The following is a 22,492-nucleotide window of genomic DNA, read 5'->3' on the forward strand; positions in this document are numbered from 1 at the left end:
TGCGCTCTCGGTGGCATTGATTCGTTTCGCAAGCCGGCGGCAAGCCGTCAATAACAGGCAAGTCCCATGCCCACCCCGCTGGAAACGATTACGTTCAGGGAATTGTAAATAGATGGGCGATTACAGGGAAGCAATTAAAACAATTAAGCAATCGCGCCTCCGGACAGAGGGAGACGGCCCGATGGCCGGAAGCCCGCCTCGATGCCGCAAAGGTTGCCCCGGCTGCCGCAAGCCCCTACAATCTTGGCCTGTCCCAGCCCGGCGCCCGTGCCAACGCACGCGCCGCTACCACCACCGGCCGTAACCGGCGCCTGCCCCGACAAGATGGCAAGCGCTTGCGGCGGACCATACGGAGTCATCATGGCATTTCTGCAAGGCAAAAAAATTCTGATCACCGGCTTGCTGTCCAACCGTTCCATCGCTTACGGCATCGCCGAAGCATGCAAGCGCGAAGGCGCTGAACTGGCGTTCACCTATGTCGGCGAACGCTTCAAGGACCGTATTACCAAGTTCGCCGAAGAATTCGACAGCAAGCTGATCTTCGATTGCGACGTCTCCAGCGATGAGCAGATCAATGCCCTGTTTGCCGACCTCGGCAAGTCCTGGAGCCAGCTGGACGGCCTGGTGCATGCCATCGGCTTCGCCCCCAGCGAGGCGATCGCCGGCGATTTCCTGGAAGGTTTCTCGCGCGAAGGCTTCAAGATCGCCCACGACATCTCGGCCTACAGCTTCCCGGCGATGGCCAAGGCCGCCATGCCGCTGCTGTCCCCGAATGCCGCCCTGCTGACCCTGACCTACCTGGGTTCGGAGCGCGTAGTGCCCAACTACAACACCATGGGCCTGGCCAAGGCCTCTCTGGAAGCGTCGGTGCGCTACCTGGCCGAAGCGCTGGGCCCCAAGGGCGTGCGCGTGAACGGCGTGTCGGCCGGCCCGATCAAGACCCTGGCCGCCAGCGGCATCAAGGGCTTTGGCAAGATCCTGGGCGCCGTTGCCGCGACCGCCCCGCTGCGCCGCAATGTGACCATTGAAGACGTGGGCAATGCCTCGGCGTTCCTGCTGTCGGACCTGGCGTCCGGCATCACCGGCGAAATCACCTACGTCGATGGCGGCTTCTCGCGCGTGGTGGGCGGTATCGCCGAATAACCACTGGATATCGATTTGGGTCAAGAACCTGATGCCAAATTCGATGTTTTACTGTATGATTCTGCTTGTGCATCGCAATATGCGGTGCGCAAGCGAGTCAGATGGTGAGAACCTATTCAGTTCAGCGTACTCAAACCGACCGCTTAAGTTAGCTTCGCAAGCCTTACCTGTCAGTAAGACAAGTTTTCAGTAAAAGCCCTCCCGCCTCTGGCATCGCTCAATGATGCCGTCCCGGCGCAAAGCTTTTGTGCCGAAATTTCTTTGTATTTTTTCATAGTCATTTCGTCGGTTGGCGTTGCTTTTTTTCGTTCAGGCCATTGATGCCCGGCGCGCTTGTGCTCGCCTGCCGAATTGTGTCTGACGTTCACATTCACGAAAGAGATTATGACTTTTGAAACACTTGGCCTGAACCCTTCGATCATCAAAGCACTGACCGAAGCAGGCTATACCGTCCCTACCCCGGTCCAGGAAAAAGCCATCCCCGCCGCTATCGAAGGCCAGGATCTGCTGGTGTCCTCGCAGACCGGTTCGGGCAAGACCGCAGCCTTCATGCTGCCGTCGCTGCATAAGCTGGCAGACCTGCCGCAAGCAGCCCCCGCCGCTCGTACCCCCAATCAGGAACGTCAAGCCAACCGTGCCCGTGGCGAGCGTCCGCGCTTCACGCCGGCACAACCCAAGATGCTGGTGCTGACCCCGACCCGCGAACTGGCCCTGCAAGTGACCACCGCTACCGACAAGTACGGCTCCTACATGCGCCGTGTGCGCGTGGTGTCGATCCTGGGCGGCATGCCTTACCCGAAGCAGATGCAATTGCTGTCGAAGAACCCGGAAATCCTGGTGGCCACACCGGGCCGCCTGATCGACCACATGGAGTCGGGCAAGATCGACTTCTCGCAACTGCAAATCCTGGTGCTGGACGAAGCCGACCGCATGCTGGACATGGGTTTCATCGACGACATCGAGAAGATCGTCGCCGCTACGCCTGACACCCGCCAGACCATGCTGTTCTCCGCCACACTGGACGGCGTGGTCGGCAACATGGCCAAGCGCATCACCAACAACCCGCTGACGATCCAGATCGCCGGTTCGGCCACCCGCCATGAAAACATCATGCAGCGCGTGCACTTCGTCGACGACCTGTCGCACAAGAACCGCCTGCTGGACCACCTGCTGCGCGACGTGACGATGGACCAGGCCGTGGTCTTCACCGCTACCAAGCGTGACGCCGACACCATCGCCGACCGCCTGAACATCGCCGGCTTCGCAGCCGCTGCGCTGCACGGCGACATGCATCAGGGCGCGCGTAACCGCACCCTGAACGGCATGCGCCGCGGCCAGGTGCGCGTGCTGGTGGCAACCGACGTCGCCGCACGCGGCATCGACGTGCCGGGCATCACCCACGTGTTCAACTACGACCTGCCCAAGTTCGCCGAAGACTATGTGCACCGTATCGGCCGTACCGGCCGTGCCGGCCGCAAGGGTGTGGCGATCTCGCTGGTGAACCACGCCGAAGGCATGCATGTGAAGCGTATCGAACGCTTCACCAAGCAAAGCATTCCGGTTGACATCATCGAAGGCTACGAGCCGAAGAAATCGGCAGCACCGCGCAGCAGCCCGCGCAAGCCGGGCGGCTGGCGTCCGGGCGATGGCGGCCGCAGCAACACCGGCGGCGGCAATCGCTTCGGCAACGGCAACCGCGAAGGCGGTGCGCCCCAGCGTGAAGGCGGTTTCGGTAACCGTGAAGGCCGCAGCTTCGGCGGCGCCAAGCCGCAAGGCAGCAGCAACGGCCCGCGTCGTGAAGGCGGTGGTGGCGGTGGCTACAAGGGCAGCAACGGCGGCGGCGGTTTCCGTTCCGACAGCAATGGCCCGCGCCGTTCCTATGGCGACCGTTAATTGGCCGCTTTAGGGCACACAAGCCTGCAGCAAACAAAAAACCGCTTCAATTGAAGCGGTTTTTTTTCGTCTTGCCGAACCTGATTCCAGTCAGATCGTCAGCCCACGCACTTGGCCGTCTGGCCCGCTTGCAAGGCGCGTACATTGCCGGCTATCGCCTCGGCGGCATTGGCCACTACCTTCTGGGTCGCCACCACCACATCACTGACCGCGCCGCCGACCACGGGCTCAACAACGGTCAGGCGGCACACCGCCGTCTTGCGATCGTCGGAGCGCGTGACGCTCCAGCCGAAGCTGGCCTGGACCTGGCCGTTGCGCACCGCATCGAGGTCGCGCAGTTCGATCGCGATACGGTAGCTGACCTGGTCTGGCTGGCGGCCGCTGCGCGAAATGTCGATAGCGCCAAGGCGGCTGGCGATACCGGCAGCCAGCGCATCGCGCAACTCATTATTGAACGGCGAGGACCAGCGATCCTGCTCCAGCACGTCGAGCTTGGTGGCATCGCTGCGCACCACCACTTGCGGGCGCGCCAGGCGCTCCGGCACCGCCACCGGCATCACTTCGATGAAAGTTTGGGCGCCCTGCGTCGGCCGGACGCCGGCAGCCGATGCGGGCGTTGCCGCCAGCGTGTAAAACTGCGCCGGCGGCGTGGTGCCGCAGGCGCCCAGCAGCATTGCCGCCATCGAGGCTGCGGCCAGGTGTTTGAAGGAATTGTTTTTGTTAGGGGACATCATGGCTCCTGTTTGCCGCGGATCAGCGATTCCGGGTGCTGTTGCAGGTAATCGGTCAGGACGCGGATCGAGGCCGCTGCGCGTGAAAGCTCCTGCATGGTCTGGCGGATATCCTGCTGCAGCGGGGCATCGTCGGACAATGTGCGTTCGGCCGCGTTCAGGGTCTTGCGCGCATCCTTCATGGCAGCCGTCATCTCCGGCGCAATATCGTTGTTGATATGGGCAGCGGTCTGCTCGGCCGTCGAGAGCGTCTTGTTGAGCGTCTTGATGGTGGTCTGCAAATCGCGGCCGATTTCATCGAACGGCACCTTGGACAACTTGCTGGCGATATCGGCGATCTGGCTTTGAATTTCATCCAGGCTGCCCGGGATAGTAGGCAGCTCGACCGGCACCTTGCTGGTATCGATCTGCACCGGCTTGGCCTTGGGGAAGAAATCGATCGCGACATACAGTTGGCCGGTCAGCAGGTTACCGTTGCGCAGCTGCGCGCGCAGGCCGCGCTTGACCATGAACTTCAGGCGTTCGATGTGGGAGTACTGCGTATCCGAGATTCCCTGGTTGAACCTGCGGCCAAGGCGGTCCGGATAGATCTGCACCATGACCGGCATGCGGAATTCGCCCTTGGCACGGTCATACTCGATGCCCACGCTCTTGACTTCGCCCAGCACCACGCCGCGGAAGTCCACGGTAGCGCCCGGCTGCAAGCCACGCAACGACTGGTCGAAATACAGCAGCACGGTCTGCGGTGCACCGTCGGGCTCCTTCATCGCGGTGGCTTCGTCGTCGGCCAACTGGAATTGCGCACCTTCCTTGGCCGGCGCGCTCTTCTCCTCTTCATTGCGGTCGCGGAAAGCGATGCCGCCCAGCACCACGGTCGACAGCGCCTGCGTGTGCAGCTTGAAGCCGCTGGCATTGAGTTCCATGTCGAAACCGCTGGCATGCCAGAAACGCGAATTGGGCGTGATGAACTTGTCGTAGGGCGAGTCGATGAAAATACGCAGCGTCACGCCGCGTCCATCGGCATCGAGGTCGTATGCCATGACCTGCCCGACCTTGATGCGGCGGTAGAACACCGGGGTGCCGATATCGAGCGATCCAAGGTCATCGGTATGCAGCACGAACTGGCGTCCGGAAGCATCGCGCGTGACGATAGGCGGCTGCTCCAGGCCGACGAACTCCCTCCGGGTCTCGCCGGAAGCACCAGCATCGGCGCCGATATAGGCGCCCGACAGCAAGGTGCCCAGGCCTGAAATGCCGGAAGCGGCGATGCGCGGCCGCACCACCCAATAGCGGGTATCCTCGGCATCGAAGCCCGAGGTCTCCTTGGTCAGCTGGATGGAAACCAGCACATGCGAGCGGTCCTCGGCTAGCTTGATCGACTGCACCTGGCCGATGTCCACATCCTTGTACTTGACCTTGGTCTTGCCGGCTTCCAGCCCTTCGGCGGAACGGAAACTGACGGTGACCACCGGCCCGCGATCAATCAGGATCTTGGCCACCAGCGTCAAGCCGACGATCGCGGCGATGATGGGAATCAGCCATACCAGCGAAGGAAGCCAGTTGCGCTGGCGCACGCGCCTGGGCTGCTGCAGGACAGGTTTGTCTTCGTGCGAATCAGTCATTCCGTTTCCTGTTTCTTGTTCAATTCATCATCGGCGCCCGCTTGCGCCAGTATCACCGGATGCTCGTTTTCATCCCAGATCAGGCGCGGATCGAAGGTCAGTGACGCCAGCATGGTCAGCACCACCACCGCCCCGAAGGCCGCGATGCCGATGCCGGCATGGACATCGGCGAAGCCGTGGATCTTCACCAGGCCGGTCAGCACCGAGACCACAAACACATCCAGCATGGACCAGCGCCCGATGCTCTCGATCACGCGATACAGCTTGGCGCGCTGCAGCCGCTGCCAACTGCTGCGACGGCGCGCGGAGATCACCAGGATGATCAATGCCGTGAGTTTAAACAACGGCACCAGAAAGCTGGCCACGAACACCGACCGCCAGCCCCCATTCACCCGACGTCCAGAAATAGATGACGCCGCTCATGATGGTGTCGCGCTGCTCGTCGAACAGTGTGCGGGTCACCATCACCGGCATCAGGTTGGCCGGAATGTACATAATGCAAGCGGCGATGAGGAGCGCCCACGTGCGGTTCAGGCTGTCGCGCTTGCGTACATGCAGCGGTGCGTCACAGACGCCGCAGCGCTGCTCCGGGTGTGCGCCCTCCCACACGGTGCCGCAGTGATGGCAGCCGATCACGCCCAGCGAAGCGGCATCCGGCACACTGGCCGCTTGCTGCGCCGGGAGGTCGGCATGCAACAGCAAGGCATCGGGATGTGCGTGGCGGCTCACGAAGAATGCCCTTCCGCGGTTTCGCGCAGCGCCTGCTTCTGCTCGCAGATATGCCAGATGTAGCGCGGATTGAATGACACCACCACCGTCAGCAGCACGGTCAGCGCGCCGAACGACCATAGCGCCGGACCCGGGATCACCTCGGCCATATTGGACAGTTTGATCAGCGCTACCAGCACGCCCAGCATGAAAACTTCGATCATGCCCCAGGGGCGCGCAGCCTGCATCATGCGCAGCAGGAAGACGAATCCGGGCGGACGCTCCAGCCGCGAAGACGGCAGCAGCAGGTAGAACAGCACCAGCATCTGGATCAGCGGAAACAGCAAGGTAGTGGCCATCACCAGCAACGCGACCTCCCCCATGCCGTCGCGCGTCAGCGCCGCCACCGCGCCGATCAGCGTGGTATCGCTGGAGAGGCCTTGCAACTCGATGGTAACGATGGGAAAAGAATTGGCGACTACGAACAGGATCAAGGCGCCCACGGTCAGCGGCAGCAGCCGTTCCAGGCGGCTGCCGGTATCGCGGTCAAGCTCGGCATCGCAGCGCAGGCAATGCGCCACTTCACCGTGGCCCAGGACGGGCCGGTGATAGACGGCATCGCATTCTTCGCAAACGATCAAATCCGGACGTTTCTGCATGGATGAATGTTCTGTTTTCCCGCTTTTGTGCTTTTGTTTTGTTCCAGCCGGCCAACGGCGCGTGGCGCCGGCAGCCATGTTGCAGTGCCTCAAACGCCCCATTTTGAGCGAAATCGGCGTTTGGCGTTCAATGGCCGCAATAATTTCCTTCTTGCAAATATTGACCCTTAATGACCAGCCGGTAATTAATTGGCGATTCTAACAACAAATAGTTTGCAGGGCGGAATGCATTTACGCTTGCAAAGAAGATAGCGCTTGACAAGCCCGAGAGCAATCTTCTACATTCGTCGAATGACTTCCGCAGCAAAATTCCTCCTACTACTGAACAGCGCCAGCGCCCTGCTAGCGTTGCTACCAGTGTCGCTACTACTAGCCTCGCGCTAATCCGTTTTTCCGCCGAAGTTCGCTGGGTCCACGCATACCGACACACGAAAACGGCACACAAAAATCAATCCGGCAGTACCGAGCAGTACCAACCAGCAGCAGCGCGTTTTCCAGCGGTTGCCGCAATATGAAGCGAAGCGATCATGCATTCCAAGCCGATCACAACCTGCACCGCATACGTACCTGCCGCAGCCGGCGCCTGCCTGCGCCCGGAGATCCCGCTTCTGGCTCTATGACGGGTTGCCTGGCCATGCGTGAGTGGCAGCCAGGCAACCCGATCGCCACATCAGACACCGTTTTCAAGCATTCCACGAATCACCGAGACCAAAGAGGTTCATCATGATGTTAAACAACCCAGCCACCAAGTACCGCGCCTTCGCCGCCATCGACCTGCCTAACCGCACCTGGCCCAGCAAGGTCATCGACACCCCGCCGATCTGGATGAGCACCGACCTGCGCGACGGCAACCAGGCCCTGATCGAACCGATGAACGCCGAGCGCAAACTGCGCTTCTTCGAATTGCTGCTGAAAACCGGCCTGAAGGAAATCGAAGTCGGTTTCCCTTCCGCCTCGCAGACCGACTTCGATTTCGTGCGCAAGCTGATCGAAGAGAACCGCATCCCCGACGACGTCACCATCATCGTGCTGACCCAGTCGCGCGAAGAGCTGATCCGCCGCACAGTCGAATCGCTGGCCGGCGCCAAGAAGGCCATCGTCCACCTGTACAACTCGGTGGCGCCGGCGTTCCGCAAGATCGTCTTCAACATGTCGCGCGACGAGATCAAGAACATCGCCGTCACCGGTACCCGCTTGGTCAAGGAATTGACCGACGCCCGTCCGGAAACCCAATGGCGCTTCGAATACTCGCCCGAGTCCTTCAGCACCACCGAACTGGATTTCTCCAAGGACATCTGCGACGCCGTCTGCGAAACCTGGGGCGCCACACCGAACCGCAAAATTATCCTGAACCTGCCCTCCACCGTCGAGTGCAGCACCCCCAACGTCTACGCCGACCAGATCGAATGGATGTGCCGCAACCTGAAGCACCGCGACTCCGCCATCATCTCCGTGCACCCGCACAATGACCGCGGCACCGCCGTCGCCTCGGCCGAACTGGCCGTCATGGCCGGCGCCGATCGTGTCGAAGGCTGCCTGTTCGGCAACGGCGAGCGCACCGGCAACGTCGACCTGGTGACCCTGGCGCTGAACCTGTACACCCAGGGCGTCAACCCGGGCCTGGACTTCTCCGACATCGACGTGGTGCGCCAGGTGGTCGAAGAGTGCAACCAGATCCCGGTACACCCGCGCCATCCGTACGTCGGCGACCTGGTCTTCACCGCCTTCTCCGGCTCGCACCAGGATGCGATCAAGAAGGGTTTCGCCAAGCAGCAGCCCGACGCCATCTGGGAAGTGCCTTACCTGCCGATCGACCCGGCCGACCTGGGCCGCAGCTACGACGCCGTGATCCGCGTCAACAGCCAGTCCGGCAAGGGCGGCATGGCTTACCTGCTGGAACAGGAATACGGCCTGGCCCTGCCGCGCCGCCTGCAGATCGAATTCTCGCGCGCCATCCAGCGCGAGGCCGATGCCACCGGCAAGGAAATCAACGCCTCCGACATCTACAACATCTTCACGCGTGAATACCTGGAGCGTACCGAGCCCTACGTCTACCGCGCCCACCGTATGACGGAAGATTCGTCCAAGGCGGAGTCGATCAACATCGAAGTCGATATCGTGCGCAACGGCCAGAGCGCCACTGTGCGCGGCAGCGGCAACGGCCCGATCGACGCCTTCGTGCATGCACTGGGCCTGGACATCAAGCTGATGGACTTCCATGAGCACGCCATCGGCGCCGGCGCCGATGCGAAGGCAGCCAGCTACATCGAACTGCGCCTGAACGAAGCGCCAACCGGCTTCGGCGTTGGCATCGATGCCAACATCGTGACCGCTTCCTTCAAGGCGGTGATCAGCGCCATCAACCGCCAGATCGCCATCGGCGAAAGCGCCAACCAGGGCGCTTCCTCGCAAGCCAAGGCAGCCTGATCAAGGAAAACCGCCGGCGATCCCGGCGTTGCTCCCCAATAAGAACGCCGGCCTATCCGCCGGCGTTTTTTCATTTCTGGCCCGCCCGTTTCAGCCTGCGCGCGCCAACCGGATGCCGGTGGCCTGCCAGCGCGCATAGGCCGGGAAGAAGTTGCGATAAGTCAGGCGTGCATGATTCAACGGCGTGGCGCTGGAAGAGCCGCGCAAAACGTACTGGTTCACCATGAACTTGCCGTTGTACTCGCCCACGGCGCCTGCCGGCGCCACGTAGCCGGCATACGGCGCATAGCTGCTGCTGGTCCATTGCCAGGCCACGCCGAAGAATTCGCGGCCTCGCCCTTGCAGGCGGCCGGCGGCGTGCTCCCATTCGGCCTCCGTCAGCAACCGTGCACCGGCCCAGCGCGCATAGGCATCGGCTTCGTAATAAGACAAGTGCACGGCGGCACGATACGGCTCCAGCGGCTGCAGGCCGTACTCGGTGAATTCACGCCAGCCGCCGGCTTCGTCGCATTGCCAATAGATCGGATATTCCAGCTTGAGCTGCCGCTTCCACTCCCAGCCTTCGGACAGCCACAGCGATGCATCCCGGTAACCGCCCGCTTCGATAAAGGCACGGTACTCGGCGTTATTCACCAGCCGCGAAGCGCACTGGTAGGCCTCGACAAATTGCCGATGGCGCGGCTTTTCATTGTCGAAGCAGAAGCCCGGTCCGGCGTGGCCGATCTCCACCACCCCGGCCCCGATGCGATGCCAGTCCAGCGGCAATTGGACCGGTGCAGCGATGCGCAAGGACTCCGGCATCTCCTGATACGCCGGTTTCAACGGATTGAGGGAGAGCAGATGCTTGATGTCGGTCAGCATCAGCTCCTGGTGCTGCTGCTCATGCTGCAAACCAAGTTCCAGCAACTCCATGAATTCGGCGAGATGCGCATGCAAGCGTTGATGCCCTGCGCTTGCCGCATCCTCGCCTGCTTCCAGCGCATCGATCAGCAGCAGCATGCGATGGTCGATATCGGCGCGATAAGCCTGCACCTCGTCCAGCGAAGGCCGCGTCAGCAGTCCGCGCTGCGGGCGCGGGAATTTGTCGCCAACGCCTTCGTAATACGAGTTGTAGAGCATGCGGAACTGCGGATGGAAAGCGCGGAAACCGTCTTCGAACCGCTCCAGGATGAAGGTCTCGAAGAACCAGGTGGCATGCGCGAGGTGCCACTTGATCGGGCTGGCATCCGGCATCGACTGCACGCAACAGTCCTCGACCGATAACGGTTCGGCAATCGCCTGCGATTGCCGGCGCACACGGCGGAAGCGGTCGCTCATACGGCCGTGCGCGCGATGGTTCACCTCCTGGATGGCGGCGTCGATCACCGCATCGATGGCGGCGTCCATGGCCGCATCGGCAACTCCGGTTTCATTGCGCATGATGATTCCCGTCAAACGTTTGAACGCACCCGCGCATGGCACACCGCGAACCAGCGCTGCGCGTCGCACCACATCCTGACTTCGCCGAAGCCGGCCTGTTCCAGCAGGTCGTGGATATCCTGCTGCCTGAACTTGTGGCTGTTCTCGGTATGGATGCGTTCGCCCCGAAGGAAGGCACGGTGCCCGCCATCCCAGTGCACAATCAGGTCGTGGCGCGCCTCCAGGTGCATTTCCACCCGCTGCCGCGCAGCGTTGTAAAAGCCCACATGCTGCCAGTCGCGCGCGTTGAAATCGGTGCCCAGCAGCCGGTTCACATGGTTGAGCAGATTGAGGTTGAAAGCGGCCGTCACACCCAGCTCGTCATCGTAGGCGGCGTCGAGCACATCGGCATCCTTGACCAGATCCAGCCCCAGCAGTACGCCGCCGGCCTCGCCGATCTGCAGCGCGTGGCGCATGCGGCGCAGAAAAGCCAGCGCCTGTTGCGCATCGAAGTTGCCCAGCGACGAGCCCGGATAGAAGAACAGCCGGCGGTCGCGGCTCACGGTCGCCGGCAGCTCGAGGCCGGCGGAGAAATCCATCGCCACCTCATGCATGGGAATATCGGGGAATTTTTGCCGCAGCCCGGCCACCGCCTCGCGCAGGAATTCGGCGGAGATATCGATCGGCACATACTGGCGCGGTTTCAGCGTGGGAAACAGCCGGGCCGCCTTGGCACAGTTGCCCGCGCCCAGGTCGACCAGCGTGACGCCGGTGCCGATGGCAGCGGCAATGTCATCCGCATGCTGCTCGAAGATGGCCGCCTCGGTGCGGGTGGGATAGTATTCCGGCAACTCGCAGATGGCTTCGAACAGCTTGCTGCCCAGCGGATCGTAAAAATACTTCGGGGAAATGGCAGCATCTTGCGCCATCAGGCCGGCCTCGAGTTCTGAGCGGATCTCCCAGTCTTCCGGGGTCTGCTGCCAGGGCCTTCGGATCAATCGAGCGAGTTGAGCCAAGCTGGTCTCCTTGCCTTAGATGCTGTGTGGATAAGACTGTGTGACGATCCGGATCCAGAGCGCTGCAGGCACTACTGTAGCAGGGCCTTTGGCCGAAGCAATATGCATAGTGAAACTCTACGCTACACTTCCGTGCCGCCTCCGGACATGCAAATCATGCAATGCCGGAGGCAATGGCTTATGAACTAGCCGAATATACTTATGAAGCTATCGACTTAGCCGCACCGCAGTGGTTCAACCCGCATCAAAGATTTTCACGCCGGCAAGCTAAAGTGAACGAAACGGCAAGTTTCCGTTGACCTCCATGCGCCGCCTTGCCGCATCAACAACATACACCAAGAACATGCCATCAACGCCAAGCTCATCCGCCGCCAGCGACACCACCGACCTTTCCTCCACAGCAAGAAAAAGTACCCTGGCAGCGCTGCGTGGGTTGATGCCCTTCCTCACGCCCTACAAGAAGCAGTTCCTGCTGGCCGGCCTGGCGCTGCTGGTGGCGGCCGGCGCCACGCTGGCGGTGCCGTATGCATTCAAGCAGATGATCGACCTCGGCTTCGGCGCCACCGGCGACAAGAACGCTTCCCACATCAACCTGTATTTCCTGGCGCTGTTCGGCGTGGCTTGCGTGCTGGGCGTGGCCACGGCGCTGCGCTTCTACATGGTGTCGTGGCTGGGCGAACGCGTGACGGCGGACCTGCGCCGCGCGGTCTATGCACACGTGGTGCTGCAAAGCCCGGAGTTCTTCGAAACCACCAAGACCGGCGAAGTGCTCTCGCGCCTGACCACCGATACCACGCTGATCCAGGCGCTGGTCGGCACCAGCATCTCGATGGCGCTGCGCAACGCGCTGCTGTTCCTGGGCGGACTGGCGATGCTGTTCATCACCAGCGCCAAGCTGACCTCCATCATCATCGTCATGCTGGCGGCAGTGGTGCTGCCGATCGTGTTCTACGGCCGCCGCGTGCGCAAGCTCTCGCGCGCCTCGCAAGACCGCGTGGCTGACGCTTCGGCCATGGCCGGCGAGATCCTCAACGCCATGCCGACCGTACAGGCCTTCACCCACGAAGAAATCGAGGCGGAACGCTTCGGCGGTTCGGTCGAACGCGCTTTCGAGACCGCCATGGAACGCATCCGTGCCCGCTCGGTGCTGACCGTGGTGGCCATCCTGCTGGTGTTCGGCGCCATCGTGTTCGTGTTGTGGCTGGGCGCGCACTCGGTCATGCAAGGCAGCATGAGCGGCGGCGAACTCGGCCAGTTCATCCTGTATGCATCGCTGGTGGCGGGCTCGCTGGGCGCGCTGTCGGAAGTGATGGGCGACGCCCAGCGCGCCGCCGGCGCCACCGAACGCCTGCTCGACCTGCTGGCGGCGCAGTCGCCGGTGCAATCGGTGCTGCTGCCGGAACAGTTGCCGCCGCGCACCGCTAACGGTGCGTCACTGGAAATCTCCAGCCTCGATTTCCATTACCCTTCCCGTCCGGGCAGCAATTCCCTCTCGCAACTGTCGCTGCAGATCGCACCGGGCGAAACGGTCGCCGTGGTCGGCCCTTCCGGCGCAGGCAAGACCACGCTGTTCCAACTGCTGCTGCGCTTCTACGATCCGCAGCAAGGCACGATCAGGCTGGATGGCGTCGACATCCGCCTCCTGACGCTGCAGGACCTGCGCGGCGCCATCGGCATCGTGCCGCAAGACACCGTGATCTTCTCCGCCAACGCGATGGAAAACATCCGCTTCGGCCGCCCCGGCGCCAGCGATGCCGAAGTGATCGCCGCAGCCCAGATGGCGGCCGCACATGAGTTCGTCGAGCGTTTACCTGATGGCTATGACAGCTTCCTCGGCGAACGCGGCGTGCGCCTGTCCGGCGGCCAGCGCCAGCGCATCGCAATCGCCCGCGCACTGCTGAAGAACCCGCCGCTGCTGTTGCTGGATGAAGCCACCAGCGCACTCGACGCCGAATCGGAACGGCTGGTGCAGGTGGCGCTGGAAGCGGCCATGGTCGGCCGCACCACGCTCGTCATCGCGCACCGCCTGGCGACAGTGCAAAGCGCCGACCGCATCATCGTGCTGGAGCATGGGCATATCGTGGAGACCGGCACGCACGCCGAACTGATCGCGCGCAATGGGCTGTATGCCAGCCTGGCTGCATTGCAGTTCAATGTGCAATGACATCGGCCCCGGCGTCCGCCAAGGCGGCGGATGAAAAGCACCCATCAACGCGTTTCCTGAAAATCCAATAGACTGCCTGCTCCAACCAGACACAACACAAAAACCAGCCAACAACAGGAGCAATCCGATGAGCAGCAAACTGTTTTCGCCACTGAGCTTGCGTGGTGTCACCCTGCCCAACCGCATCGCAGTCTCGCCGATGTGCCAGTACTCGTCGCAAGACGGTTTCGCCAACGACTGGCATCTGGTGCACCTGGGCAGCCGCGCCGTCGGCGGCGCCGGCACCGTGATCCTGGAGGCCACCGCAGTGGTGGCGGAAGGCCGCATCACCTCGGCCGACCTGGGCATCTGGAAAGATGAGCATATCGCCCCCCTGCAACGCATCACCCGCTTCATCGAGCTGCAAGGCTCGGTACCGGGCGTACAGTTGGCGCACGCCGGCCGCAAGGCCAGCGCCTTGCGGCCCTGGGACGGCACGCCCGGCAGCGTGCCGGTCGCCGAAGGCGGCTGGCTGCCGGTGGGGCCATCGGCGGTCGCGTTCGATACCACCTACACCGAACCGCATGCGCTGACCGTCGATGAAATCAAGGGCCTGGTGCAGGCCTTTGCCGATGCCGCCACGCGGGCGCGCAAGGCCGGTTTCAAGATAGTCGAACTGCATGGCGCACACGGCTACCTCGGCCATGAATTCCTCTCCCCCTTCAGCAACAAGCGCACCGACCGGTACGGCGGTTCGTTCGAGAACCGCATCCGCTTCCTGCTTGAAGTGACCACTGCGGTGCGCGCGGCATGGCCTGACGAACTGCCGCTGTTCGTGCGCCTGTCGGCCACCGACTGGGCCGAAGGCGGCTGGACGCCGGACGAAACGGTAGCGCTGTCGGCCCGCCTGCGCGAACTGGGCGTCGACCTGATCGACGTCTCCAGCGGCGGCAACCTGCCCAGCGCCACCATCCCGGTCGGCCCCGGCTACCAGACCGAATTCGCCGCACGCGTAAAGACTGAAGCCCAAATCGCCACCGGCACCGTGGGCATGATCACCGACGCCATCCAGGCCGAGCACGTGCTGCGCACCGGCCAGGCCGACCTGGTGCTGCTGGCGCGCGAACTGCTGCGCGATCCCTATTGGCCGCTGCATGCCGCCGACCAGTTGCGCGAGAACGTGGCGTGGCCGCCGCAATATGTTCGGGCCGCGTCGAGCAAGACGCCGCTGCGCCCGGATGTGGACTACGGCATCGAACTGGACTGATCAGGTACCGCCGAAAAAAAACCACCGTTTTTACACGGTGGTTTTTTTATTGCTGCAGCCAGCCTCATCCGGGACGGCGGCGCTGACGGAAATATTCGATGATGCCCGGCAGGATGGACAGGATCACAATCGCCACGATCAGCAAGCTCAGGTTCTTCTTGACGATGGGCAGGTTGCCGAAGAAATAGCCTGCGTATGAAAAGCTGGCCACCCAGGCGATACCCCCCACCACGTTGTACATGAAGAACTTGGGATAGGTCATCGCGCCCACGCCGGCCACAAACGGTGCGAAGGTGCGCACGATGGGCGCGAAGCGGGCGATGATGATGGCCTTGCCGCCGTGCTTCTCAAAGAAGGCATGCGTCTTGTCCAGATATTCCTTCTTGAAAATCCGCGAGTTCGGATTGTCGAATACCTTCACGCCCACCATCTTCCCGATCTGGTAGTTGGTGCTGTCGCCGAGGATGGCGGCCACGATCAGGGTCAGTGCCATCAGGTGGATATCGTAAGCGCCGGTCGCGGCCAGCGCACCGGTCACGAACAGCAGCGAATCGCCGGGGAGGATCGGGGTAACCACCAGGCCGGTTTCGCAAAAGATGATCAGGAACAGGATCAGGAACAGCCAGGGTCCGTAGGACACCGCCAGTTCCGCCAGGTGGCGGTCGATGTGAACGATAAAGTCGACAAGAAACAGAAGGATATCCATGACGCCCGGTTGAAGAGAAAAATGGCATTGTACCAACAGCCCACCCGGGACCCGCCATTCCTTGTGCCGCGCAACATCTTCTCCCCGCATGGCCGCCCGCGACACGGCATTCAGCCGCCCTTCAGGTTTGCAAAGCCGCCCCCACGCAATCTTACGTTTCTTTACCGGCCTGCCCCCGCAAGTTGTCCGGCTATCTTCCGATACCTGATGCAAGCGGCGACGCTGCCGTGATGGCGAGCCTTCTTTCCTTTCGGACCAACTGGAGCTGATCATGAAAAGCAAACTTCTGACAATGCTGGACAAGACCCTCGATGCCCTGCCGATGACCGGCGCAGCGATTGGAGTGACGATGCTGGCCTGCGTATTCTCGGGCACCCTGCGCGACATCCTGCAACGCGCCAACATGGACCTGCTGGCGGCTGCCGTGGCGCTGTTGCCGCTGTCGGCGGTGCTGCTGGCCTTCGGCTACGGCATGCGCGCCAATCCGGACAAGCTCAAGGAACGCGCCCAACGCAAACAGCAACTGGAACGCCGCAAAGCGATGCTGCGCGCCACCTATGATCTCGACAACCGGCCTTGAGACCAGGACTTGAATCGCGTCACAGGAAGGAGCGGCGACGTTTCGCTCTCCCGCCACCTCAATCGGGCAAGCCGTCTCCCGCCAGGATCATTTGCGCGGCGCTCAACAGATCGCCGGAGAGGCCTTCGCGCGCCTTTTCCGGCGAGCCTTCCTGCAAACCTTTCAGCAGCACCCCGTGATGGAACAATGCCGGCGCCTCAGACAAGCGGCGCGAACCGGCGCGCAAGTCGAGGTTGATCACCGGCCCCACCTGCAGCCATAAGCCTTCGATCAACGCCACCAGCGTCGGCATGCCCGAGCCCTGGTAAGCGGCGAAATGCAGCTCCTTGTTCTGGCGGATGATCACGTCCACGTTGGGCTTCTTGCGATGCATCTCCACGCACAGGCTGTCGTGCAGTTCCGCCACTTCCTTCAAGCCATCCTTGCCGATGTTGGCGGCGGCGTGCTCCACCGCCAAGCCTTCCAGTGCCAGGCGGATCTTCAGCAGCTCGCGGAACTTGTCCTTGGTCATCAACGGCACGCGCATGGCGCGGTTGGGCAAAATCTCCAGCGCACCTTCGGCAGCCAGCTGGCGCACTGCTTCGCGTACCGGCATCGGGCTGGTGCCCAGCGCATCGGACAGGCCCTTGAGCGTCAGCTTCTGTCCCGGCCGCACCTGGCCGGCCTGGATCAGTTCGCACAGGTCCTGGTACACGCGCTCGGAGAGCGTGGCGTGCTGGATCTTGCGCATGTTGGAGAGGTCGGCGAGTAAGGTCGGGTCCATGATGATGGGTGAAAAATTTTCGCGGATTATACAGCGGCGATAGCCGCGTCCCCGGCTTCCCGATCCGCCAGCCAGCAAGGACAAGGCTTCCGGGACGATGCGGTAAAGCCATCCCGGGCAGTATGCGCCTGCGCTCCCGGTTGACGCCTTAGATTCTATCGAATACATTTGATCACATGTCAAATAAATGACATCAGCAGAATAAAAAACGGATCGGCGCGGCAGGATGAGGTTTTCACCCCACATCCCCATACCCATGTCGCAGCGGTGAAGGCCCCCAAGGAGATCGTCCGTCTGAATGGCGCGCCGCCGCGCATGCGTGGTGGCGTTGCTTCCTCTCCTGCCTTACCCGCGATATGCCCCCGCCGTTGCGTCCTGCTGTCGTAATAAGAACCTGTTCGGGATTTCGCCGGGAGTTGGACAGATGTCATTTCAGGATGGGATGCAAGGCGCAAAACGCAGCCGGGCCGGTGGCCCGGCGAGGCTTTGCAACGCCGCAGACCGCCTGAAATGACATTTGGACAACCCCGGCGAGATCCCGAACAGGTTCTAAGCCGGCGCCAGTCCGGCCGTAACGCTCAAAACAGCAGTTCCCACGAGACACCGGTTCCGGCCGGACCATTAGGAGGATCGCAACATGGAGCAAGACAAGAGCAAAGACAGCAGCAGCATCGCCTCACCCCAGCGCCGCACCGTCCTGAAAGCCGGCGCCGCCGCAGTCGGCGCTTCGGCATTGGGTTTCCCGGCGATTGTGAAAGCCCAGTCGGACAAGATCATCATCGGCCACCTGACGCCGCGCACCGGTTTCCTCGGCCCGATGGGCGAGTACGCGGTAATGAGCATGAACCTCGCCGTGGAAGAACTGAACAAGGCCGGCGGCCTCCTGGGACGGCAGGTCACGCTGATCTCGGAAGACTCGGTCAACCCGCCGACCGCCTCCTCCAAGGCGCAACGCCTGCTGGAGCGCGACGGCGCGGCCGTGCTGATCGGCGAGATTTCGTCGGCCTCGGCATTGGGCATCGCCCAGGTCGCCCAACGCAACAAGAAGCTGTTCATGAACAGCGGATGCAACTCGGACGAACTGCGCGGCAAGAGCTGCAACAAGTTCATGTTCCACGTCGAAGCGGCCAACTCCACCTATGTCAAAGCCTGCGGCCGCACCCTGCTGCAAAACGGCCTGATCAAAGGCAAGAAGCTGTACGCGCTGACCGCCGACTATGCCTTCGGCCACGACTTGCTGCGCACCGGCAAGATCTTCGTCTCGGCCAATGGCGGCACCATCGCCAACGATGAGCTGGTGCCCACCGACGCCACCGACTTCAGCCCCTACCTGCTGAAGATCCGCCAGGCCAAGCCCGACCTGGTGATCTCCAACCTGGCCGGCAACCAGATCACCAACTTCATCAAGCAATACTCCGAATTCGGCCTGCCCTTCCCCATGGCGGGCTTCGGTTTCGACACCGTGGCCGCATGGGGCGCGGGCGCCGACAACTTCGCCGGTACCTGGCCCACCACCTGGCACCACGATGTCGACGCGCCCTCGGCCAAGGCTTTCGTTGCCGCCTTCATCAAGAAATACGGCAAGCCGCCCGAAAACCAGGCCTGGGGCGAGTACGTGTGCTTCCGCTCGGTCGTGCAAGCGATCACCGAGACCAAGTCGCTCGATACCATGAAGCTCATCGAGTACTTCGAAAAGGGGGCTCCCATCGACGCGCTCAAGGCCCGCAAGGGAACCTACCGCGCCTGGGACCACCAGTTGCTGCAAGAGATGTACACGCTGTCGCCCAAACCCAAGGGCCGTGCCAAGGACCAGTGGGACTTCCTGCAGCTCGGCCCGTCCGTGCCGGGGCCGAACGAATCGCTGGAATCGATCGCGCCGACGATGCAGGAGAACGCCTGCAAATTCACCTGAACCACCGTTGCACTATCGCCGCCGTTCCGGTTTCCGCCGGAACGGCGGGCCACGTTTTCCCGATACGAAGTTGAATCGCGCCTCATCGGAGCATCAATGCAAATCGTTTTCCTGCTGGAACAAATACTCAACGGCCTGCTGGTCGGCGGCTACTACCTGCTGATCGCGCTGGGCCTGTCGCTGATCTTCAGCCTGGGCGGCATCGTCAACCTGGCGCACGGCGCCTTCTACGCCATCGGCGCCTACCTCGCCGTGGAAATCACCAAGCACCTCGGCTTTACCGGCGCACTGCTGATCTCGCCGGTGCTGGTGGCGCTCCTGGGCATCCTGTTCGAACGCTTCCTGCTGCGCCGTTTCTATTCCGCCGATCCCATCCTCGGCCTGCTGCTGACCTTCGGCCTGGCGATGGTGGCCGAGCAGGTCATCCGTATCGTCTGGGGCGCTTCGCCGCTGCCGGCCTCGATTCCGCCCGCCCTCAAGGGGCAGATCATGATCGGCGACTTCATGTACTCCAAGTATCGCCTGCTGATGCTGGCCACGGTGCTGGTGGCGCTGACGCTGATCTGGCTGCTGCTGAACAAGACTTCGTTCGGCCGCGTGGTGCGCGCCGGCGTGCAAAAGCCCGACATGGTGGCAGTGCTGGGCATCAAGCTGCAGCCTTACATGACTGCCATCGTGATGCTGGGCGTGGGCCTGGCGGCGCTGGCCGGCGTGCTGTTCGCCCCGATCTCGGGAGTGCACCCGGCCATGGGCGCCGAGATCATGACCGCCGCCTTCGTGGTGGTGGTGATCGGCGGCCTCGGCAGCTTCTGGGGCGTGGTGCTGGCCGCCGTGCTGGTGGGCGTGGTGCGCGGCATCACCATCCAGTTCTACGCGCCGGCCGGCGAAGCCTCGATGTACCTGCTGATGCTGCTGGTGCTGATCTTCCGTCCGCGCGGCCTGTTGGGCGAGCGCATCGAACGTTTTGAATGACAGGCGGATCATGAACAAAAAATACCAACCCTTGCTGATCGGCGCACTGGCGCTGGTCGTCGTTCCCTTCCTCCTGCAACTGCTGGGGCTGACCACTACCTCGGCCACCGACGTGGTGATCTACGCCATCGCCGCCATGGGCCTGAACCTGCTGGTCGGCTACACCGGCCTGACCTCGTTCGGCCATGGCGCCTGGTTCGGCGTGGGCGCTTACGCCGCAGCGCTGTCGCAGAAATACTGGTTCCCCGGCCAGATCGTGCTGCCGCTGCTGTTCACCATCGCTTTCATCGCAGTGTGCGCGGCGGTGATCGGCTTCCTGATCCTGCGCCGCCGCGGCGTCTACTTCTCGCTGCTGACGCTGGCGCTATCGGCGCTGACCTTCGCCATCGCCTTCCGCTGGACCGACTTCACCGGCGGCGAATCCGGCCTGGGCGGCGTGGTGCGTCCCGTGGTGGCGGGCATCGACCTCGACCAGTCGATCCCTTACCTGGCCTTCCTCAGCGTGATTGCCTGGCTGGTGCTGTACTGCCTGCACCGCCTGATCCGCTCGCCCTTCGGCCACACCATCGTGGCCATCCGAGAGAACGAACAGCGCGCACGCTTCCAGGGTTACGCCACCATCGTCTACAAGCTGCAGATGTTCATCATCTCGGCCAGCGTGACCGGCCTGGCCGGCGCCCTGCTGGCCTTCCATCACCGTTTCGCCTCGGCCGAACCGACCTCGGTGGCCTTCTCGGGCGAGTTGCTGGCGATGGTGGTGATCGGCGGCATGCGCAGCTTCCTGGGCCCCGCGCTGGGCGCGCTGTTCTACATCCTGTTCCGCGAATGCCTGTCGATCTGGACCGAGAACTGGCTGTTGTGGTTCGGCCTGGCCTTCGTCGCCTTCATCCTGTTCTCGCCCACCGGCCTGGTCGGCATCTGGCAGCAGATCCGCCGCCGCTTCAATCCGCCGCCCGAAGTGGGCGCGGCCATGAGCGCGCGCCAGATCGTCGACGGCCTGCCGCTGCCGGCCTTCCTGCAACCGCCGGCGCAACAGGGCCTGGTGCTGGAAGCCCGTGACATCGAGATCCGCTTCGGCGGCATCCAGGCGGTGAAGAATGGGCAGATCGCGCTGCATGCCGGTGAGATCCACGCGCTGATCGGCCCCAATGGCGCCGGCAAGACCACCACCTTCAACCTCATATCCGGCATGTTCGCCCCCAACGGCGGCACCGTAAAACTGAACGGTGAAGAGATCCAGGGCCTGCCGCCCAGCGTGATCTGCCAGCGCGGGCTGGCGCGCTCGTTCCAGATCACTAACCTGTTCAAGGGCCTGTCGATCTACGAAAACCTGAGGCTGTCGCTGCAGGCGCGCCACGGCTCGCGCTACAACATGTGGAAGGACATCGACAGCTATCCCGAGATCCATGCCGAGACCGAGGAGCTGATGCGCTTCCTCGGCCTGAAGGGCATCGACGAGATCGAAGGCGGCGCGCTCTCCTATGGCGGCCAGCGCCTGGTCGACCTGGGCATCGCGCTCGGCTCCAAGCCGCACGTACTGCTGATGGATGAACCGCTGGCAGGCCTGGCCGCGGCCGAACGCGAACGCGTATCGCGGTTGGTGAAGATCATCGCCAGCAATATCCCGGTGCTGATCGTCGAGCACGACATCGACCGCGTGCTCGGCTTCTCGCACAAGGTCACCGTGATGAACCAGGGCAGCGTGCTGATGGCCGGCACGCCCGACGAAGCGCGCGCCGACACCCGCGTGCAGGAAATCTACACCGGCCACGGCACGCCACCGGTCACCGGCCGCATCGCCGGCAATGCGCAGGAGCGGCCGCAACTACTGGCCTTCGAACAGGTCAACGCCTTCTATGGCAAGAGCCACATCCTCAACGACGCCACGCTGGAAGTGCGGCAGGGCGAGATCGTGGCGCTGCTGGGCCGTAACGGCGCCGGCAAGTCGACGCTCCTGAAGGCACTGACCGGCTTGCTCAAACCCGCCTCGGGCTCGATCCGCTACAACGGCCGCGACATTGCCGGGCTGTCCGCCCCCGACATCGCGCGCCTGGGCATCGGCTACGTGCCGCAAGGCCGCGGCCTGTTCGCCGGCATGACGGTGGCCGAGAACCTGGCGCTGGGACGCCTGGCGCGTAACACCGACAGCAGCGACGGCGTCGCCTGGAGCGAGGAAAAGATCCTGCATTACTTCCCACGCCTGAAGGAACGCCTGCACACCCACGCCGACTTCCTCTCCGGCGGCGAGCAGCAAATGGTGGCGGTAGCGCGTGCACTGTCGGGCAACGTCAAGCTGCTGCTGCTGGACGAACCCTTCGAAGGCCTGGCGCCGACCGTGGTGCAGGAACTGTTCACGGTGTTCGACCAGCTGCGCAGCGAAGTCTCCATCGTCATCGTCGAGCACAACCTCGACCTGGTGCTGGCGCTGGCCGACCGCGTATTCGCGCTGGAACGCGGCGCGGTGTTCCACACCGGTCCGGCCGAACCGCTGCTGACCGACCTGACCTACCGCAAGAAAATTCTCTGGCTGTAATTTCCTCTTACCGTAACAA

The 22,492-nt window shown here is 62.8% G+C and carries 16 protein-coding genes and 1 pseudogene; 9 read left to right on the forward strand and 8 right to left on the reverse strand.

Annotated elements, in window-relative coordinates:
• The first annotated feature begins 360 nt into the window (after positions 1-360).
• Together fabI and AKL28_RS05315 are read left to right on the forward strand one after the other, a co-directional pair.
• Complete coding sequence (fabI, locus tag AKL28_RS05310; RefSeq protein ID WP_050467021.1) at positions 361-1,143, forward strand: enoyl-ACP reductase FabI; 783 nt, start codon at positions 361-363, stop codon at positions 1,141-1,143.
• Positions 1,144-1,527: 384 nt separating this feature from the next.
• Positions 1,528-3,036, forward strand: coding sequence for a DEAD/DEAH box helicase (locus tag AKL28_RS05315; RefSeq protein ID WP_050467022.1), 1,509 nt, complete (start codon positions 1,528-1,530; stop codon positions 3,034-3,036).
• A gap of 98 nt (positions 3,037-3,134) precedes the next feature.
• Here the strand turns inward: AKL28_RS05315 and AKL28_RS05320 are convergent, their stop codons facing one another.
• The 4 genes and pseudogenes from AKL28_RS05320 to AKL28_RS05335 all read right to left on the reverse strand — a co-directional run bounded on the left by AKL28_RS05320 (position 3,135) and on the right by AKL28_RS05335 (position 6,756).
• Positions 3,135-3,770, reverse strand: a complete 636-nt coding sequence (locus AKL28_RS05320) for a PqiC family protein (protein WP_050467023.1) — start codon at positions 3,768-3,770, stop codon at positions 3,135-3,137.
• Positions 3,767-5,389 carry a PqiB family protein gene (locus AKL28_RS05325; protein WP_050467024.1) on the reverse strand — a complete coding sequence of 541 codons (1,623 nt, stop codon included), beginning with the start codon at positions 5,387-5,389 and terminating at the stop codon, positions 3,767-3,769. The genes AKL28_RS05320 and AKL28_RS05325 overlap by 4 nt, the downstream gene beginning before the upstream one ends.
• A pseudogene (locus AKL28_RS05330) lies at positions 5,386-6,091 on the reverse strand (paraquat-inducible protein A). The gene AKL28_RS05325 and the pseudogene AKL28_RS05330 overlap by 4 nt, the downstream one beginning before the upstream one ends.
• 23 nt (positions 6,092-6,114) lie before the next feature.
• Complete coding sequence (locus tag AKL28_RS05335; protein ID WP_050467025.1) at positions 6,115-6,756, reverse strand: paraquat-inducible protein A; 642 nt, start codon at positions 6,754-6,756, stop codon at positions 6,115-6,117.
• Positions 6,757-7,479: 723 nt separating this feature from the next.
• Here AKL28_RS05335 and leuA point away from each other — a divergent pair.
• A complete protein-coding gene (gene leuA / locus AKL28_RS05340; protein WP_050467026.1) occupies positions 7,480-9,183 on the forward strand; it encodes a 2-isopropylmalate synthase in 1,704 nt (567 codons plus the stop codon).
• Between the two features lie 90 nt (positions 9,184-9,273).
• On the opposite strand, the gene egtB is transcribed toward leuA, so the two are convergent.
• Positions 9,274-10,602: an ergothioneine biosynthesis protein EgtB gene (gene egtB / locus AKL28_RS05345; protein WP_050467091.1), complete on the reverse strand. Its 1,329-nt coding sequence runs from the start codon at positions 10,600-10,602 to the stop codon at positions 9,274-9,276.
• 11 nt (positions 10,603-10,613) lie between these two features.
• Positions 10,614-11,597 carry an L-histidine N(alpha)-methyltransferase gene (egtD, locus tag AKL28_RS05350; RefSeq protein WP_050467027.1) on the reverse strand — a complete coding sequence of 328 codons (984 nt, stop codon included), beginning with the start codon at positions 11,595-11,597 and terminating at the stop codon, positions 10,614-10,616.
• Between the two features lie 343 nt (positions 11,598-11,940).
• On the opposite strand from egtD, the gene AKL28_RS05355 reads away from it, so the two are divergent.
• Together AKL28_RS05355 and AKL28_RS05360 are read left to right on the forward strand one after the other, a co-directional pair.
• Entirely contained in the window at positions 11,941-13,761 is a 1,821-nt protein-coding gene (locus AKL28_RS05355) for an ABC transporter transmembrane domain-containing protein (protein WP_050467028.1), read from the forward strand.
• Positions 13,762-13,888: 127 nt separating this feature from the next.
• Entirely contained in the window at positions 13,889-15,007 is a 1,119-nt protein-coding gene (locus tag AKL28_RS05360) for an NADH:flavin oxidoreductase/NADH oxidase (RefSeq protein ID WP_050467029.1), read from the forward strand.
• 64 nt (positions 15,008-15,071) lie between these two features.
• On the opposite strand, the gene AKL28_RS05365 is transcribed toward AKL28_RS05360, so the two are convergent.
• The gene (locus tag AKL28_RS05365) at positions 15,072-15,713 is read right to left on the reverse strand and encodes a DedA family protein (RefSeq protein WP_050467030.1); all 642 of its coding nucleotides are present in this window, start codon (positions 15,711-15,713) and stop codon (positions 15,072-15,074) included.
• 271 nt (positions 15,714-15,984) lie between these two features.
• Between AKL28_RS05365 and AKL28_RS05370 the strand changes: the two genes are divergently transcribed.
• Positions 15,985-16,293 carry a hypothetical protein gene (locus tag AKL28_RS05370; protein ID WP_050467031.1) on the forward strand — a complete coding sequence of 103 codons (309 nt, stop codon included), beginning with the start codon at positions 15,985-15,987 and terminating at the stop codon, positions 16,291-16,293.
• A gap of 58 nt (positions 16,294-16,351) precedes the next feature.
• On the opposite strand, the gene AKL28_RS05375 is transcribed toward AKL28_RS05370, so the two are convergent.
• Complete coding sequence (locus tag AKL28_RS05375) at positions 16,352-17,056, reverse strand: GntR family transcriptional regulator (RefSeq protein ID WP_050467032.1); 705 nt, start codon at positions 17,054-17,056, stop codon at positions 16,352-16,354.
• 637 nt (positions 17,057-17,693) lie between these two features.
• On the opposite strand from AKL28_RS05375, the gene AKL28_RS05380 reads away from it, so the two are divergent.
• The 3 genes from AKL28_RS05380 (at position 17,694) to AKL28_RS05390 (ending at position 22,473) form a co-directional block, all read left to right on the forward strand.
• Entirely contained in the window at positions 17,694-18,968 is a 1,275-nt protein-coding gene (locus AKL28_RS05380) for an ABC transporter substrate-binding protein (protein ID WP_050467033.1), read from the forward strand.
• A gap of 96 nt (positions 18,969-19,064) precedes the next feature.
• On the forward strand, positions 19,065-19,940 hold the full coding sequence (locus AKL28_RS05385; protein WP_050467034.1) for a branched-chain amino acid ABC transporter permease: 876 nt from the start codon (positions 19,065-19,067) through the stop codon (positions 19,938-19,940).
• Positions 19,941-19,950: 10 nt separating this feature from the next.
• Positions 19,951-22,473, forward strand: a complete 2,523-nt coding sequence (locus AKL28_RS05390) for a branched-chain amino acid ABC transporter ATP-binding protein/permease (protein ID WP_050467035.1) — start codon at positions 19,951-19,953, stop codon at positions 22,471-22,473.
• Positions 22,474-22,492: the final 19 nt, after the last annotated feature.

It is taken from the genome of Herbaspirillum chlorophenolicum, assembly GCF_001189955.1.
Classification (GTDB): domain Bacteria; phylum Pseudomonadota; class Gammaproteobacteria; order Burkholderiales; family Burkholderiaceae_D; genus Herbaspirillum; species Herbaspirillum chlorophenolicum.

Excerpts from the sequence above, each read along its gene's own strand:
- fabI (WP_050467021.1), top strand. The coding sequence starts at position 361 with ATGGCATTTCTGCAAGGCAAAAAAATTCTGATCACCGGCTTGCTGTCC.
- AKL28_RS05315 (WP_050467022.1), top strand. The coding sequence starts at position 1,528 with ATGACTTTTGAAACACTTGGCCTGAACCCTTCGATCATCAAAGCACTG.
- AKL28_RS05320 (WP_050467023.1), bottom strand. The coding sequence starts at position 3,770 with ATGATGTCCCCTAACAAAAACAATTCCTTCAAACACCTGGCCGCAGCC.
- AKL28_RS05325 (WP_050467024.1), bottom strand. The coding sequence starts at position 5,389 with ATGACTGATTCGCACGAAGACAAACCTGTCCTGCAGCAGCCCAGGCGC.
- AKL28_RS05335 (WP_050467025.1), bottom strand. The coding sequence starts at position 6,756 with ATGCAGAAACGTCCGGATTTGATCGTTTGCGAAGAATGCGATGCCGTC.
- leuA (WP_050467026.1), top strand. The coding sequence starts at position 7,480 with ATGATGTTAAACAACCCAGCCACCAAGTACCGCGCCTTCGCCGCCATC.
- egtB (WP_050467091.1), bottom strand. The coding sequence starts at position 10,602 with ATGCGCAATGAAACCGGAGTTGCCGATGCGGCCATGGACGCCGCCATC.
- AKL28_RS05355 (WP_050467028.1), top strand. The coding sequence starts at position 11,941 with ATGCCATCAACGCCAAGCTCATCCGCCGCCAGCGACACCACCGACCTT.
- AKL28_RS05360 (WP_050467029.1), top strand. The coding sequence starts at position 13,889 with ATGAGCAGCAAACTGTTTTCGCCACTGAGCTTGCGTGGTGTCACCCTG.
- AKL28_RS05365 (WP_050467030.1), bottom strand. The coding sequence starts at position 15,713 with ATGGATATCCTTCTGTTTCTTGTCGACTTTATCGTTCACATCGACCGC.
- AKL28_RS05370 (WP_050467031.1), top strand. The coding sequence starts at position 15,985 with ATGAAAAGCAAACTTCTGACAATGCTGGACAAGACCCTCGATGCCCTG.
- AKL28_RS05375 (WP_050467032.1), bottom strand. The coding sequence starts at position 17,056 with ATGGACCCGACCTTACTCGCCGACCTCTCCAACATGCGCAAGATCCAG.
- AKL28_RS05380 (WP_050467033.1), top strand. The coding sequence starts at position 17,694 with ATGGAGCAAGACAAGAGCAAAGACAGCAGCAGCATCGCCTCACCCCAG.
- AKL28_RS05385 (WP_050467034.1), top strand. The coding sequence starts at position 19,065 with ATGCAAATCGTTTTCCTGCTGGAACAAATACTCAACGGCCTGCTGGTC.
- AKL28_RS05390 (WP_050467035.1), top strand. The coding sequence starts at position 19,951 with ATGAACAAAAAATACCAACCCTTGCTGATCGGCGCACTGGCGCTGGTC.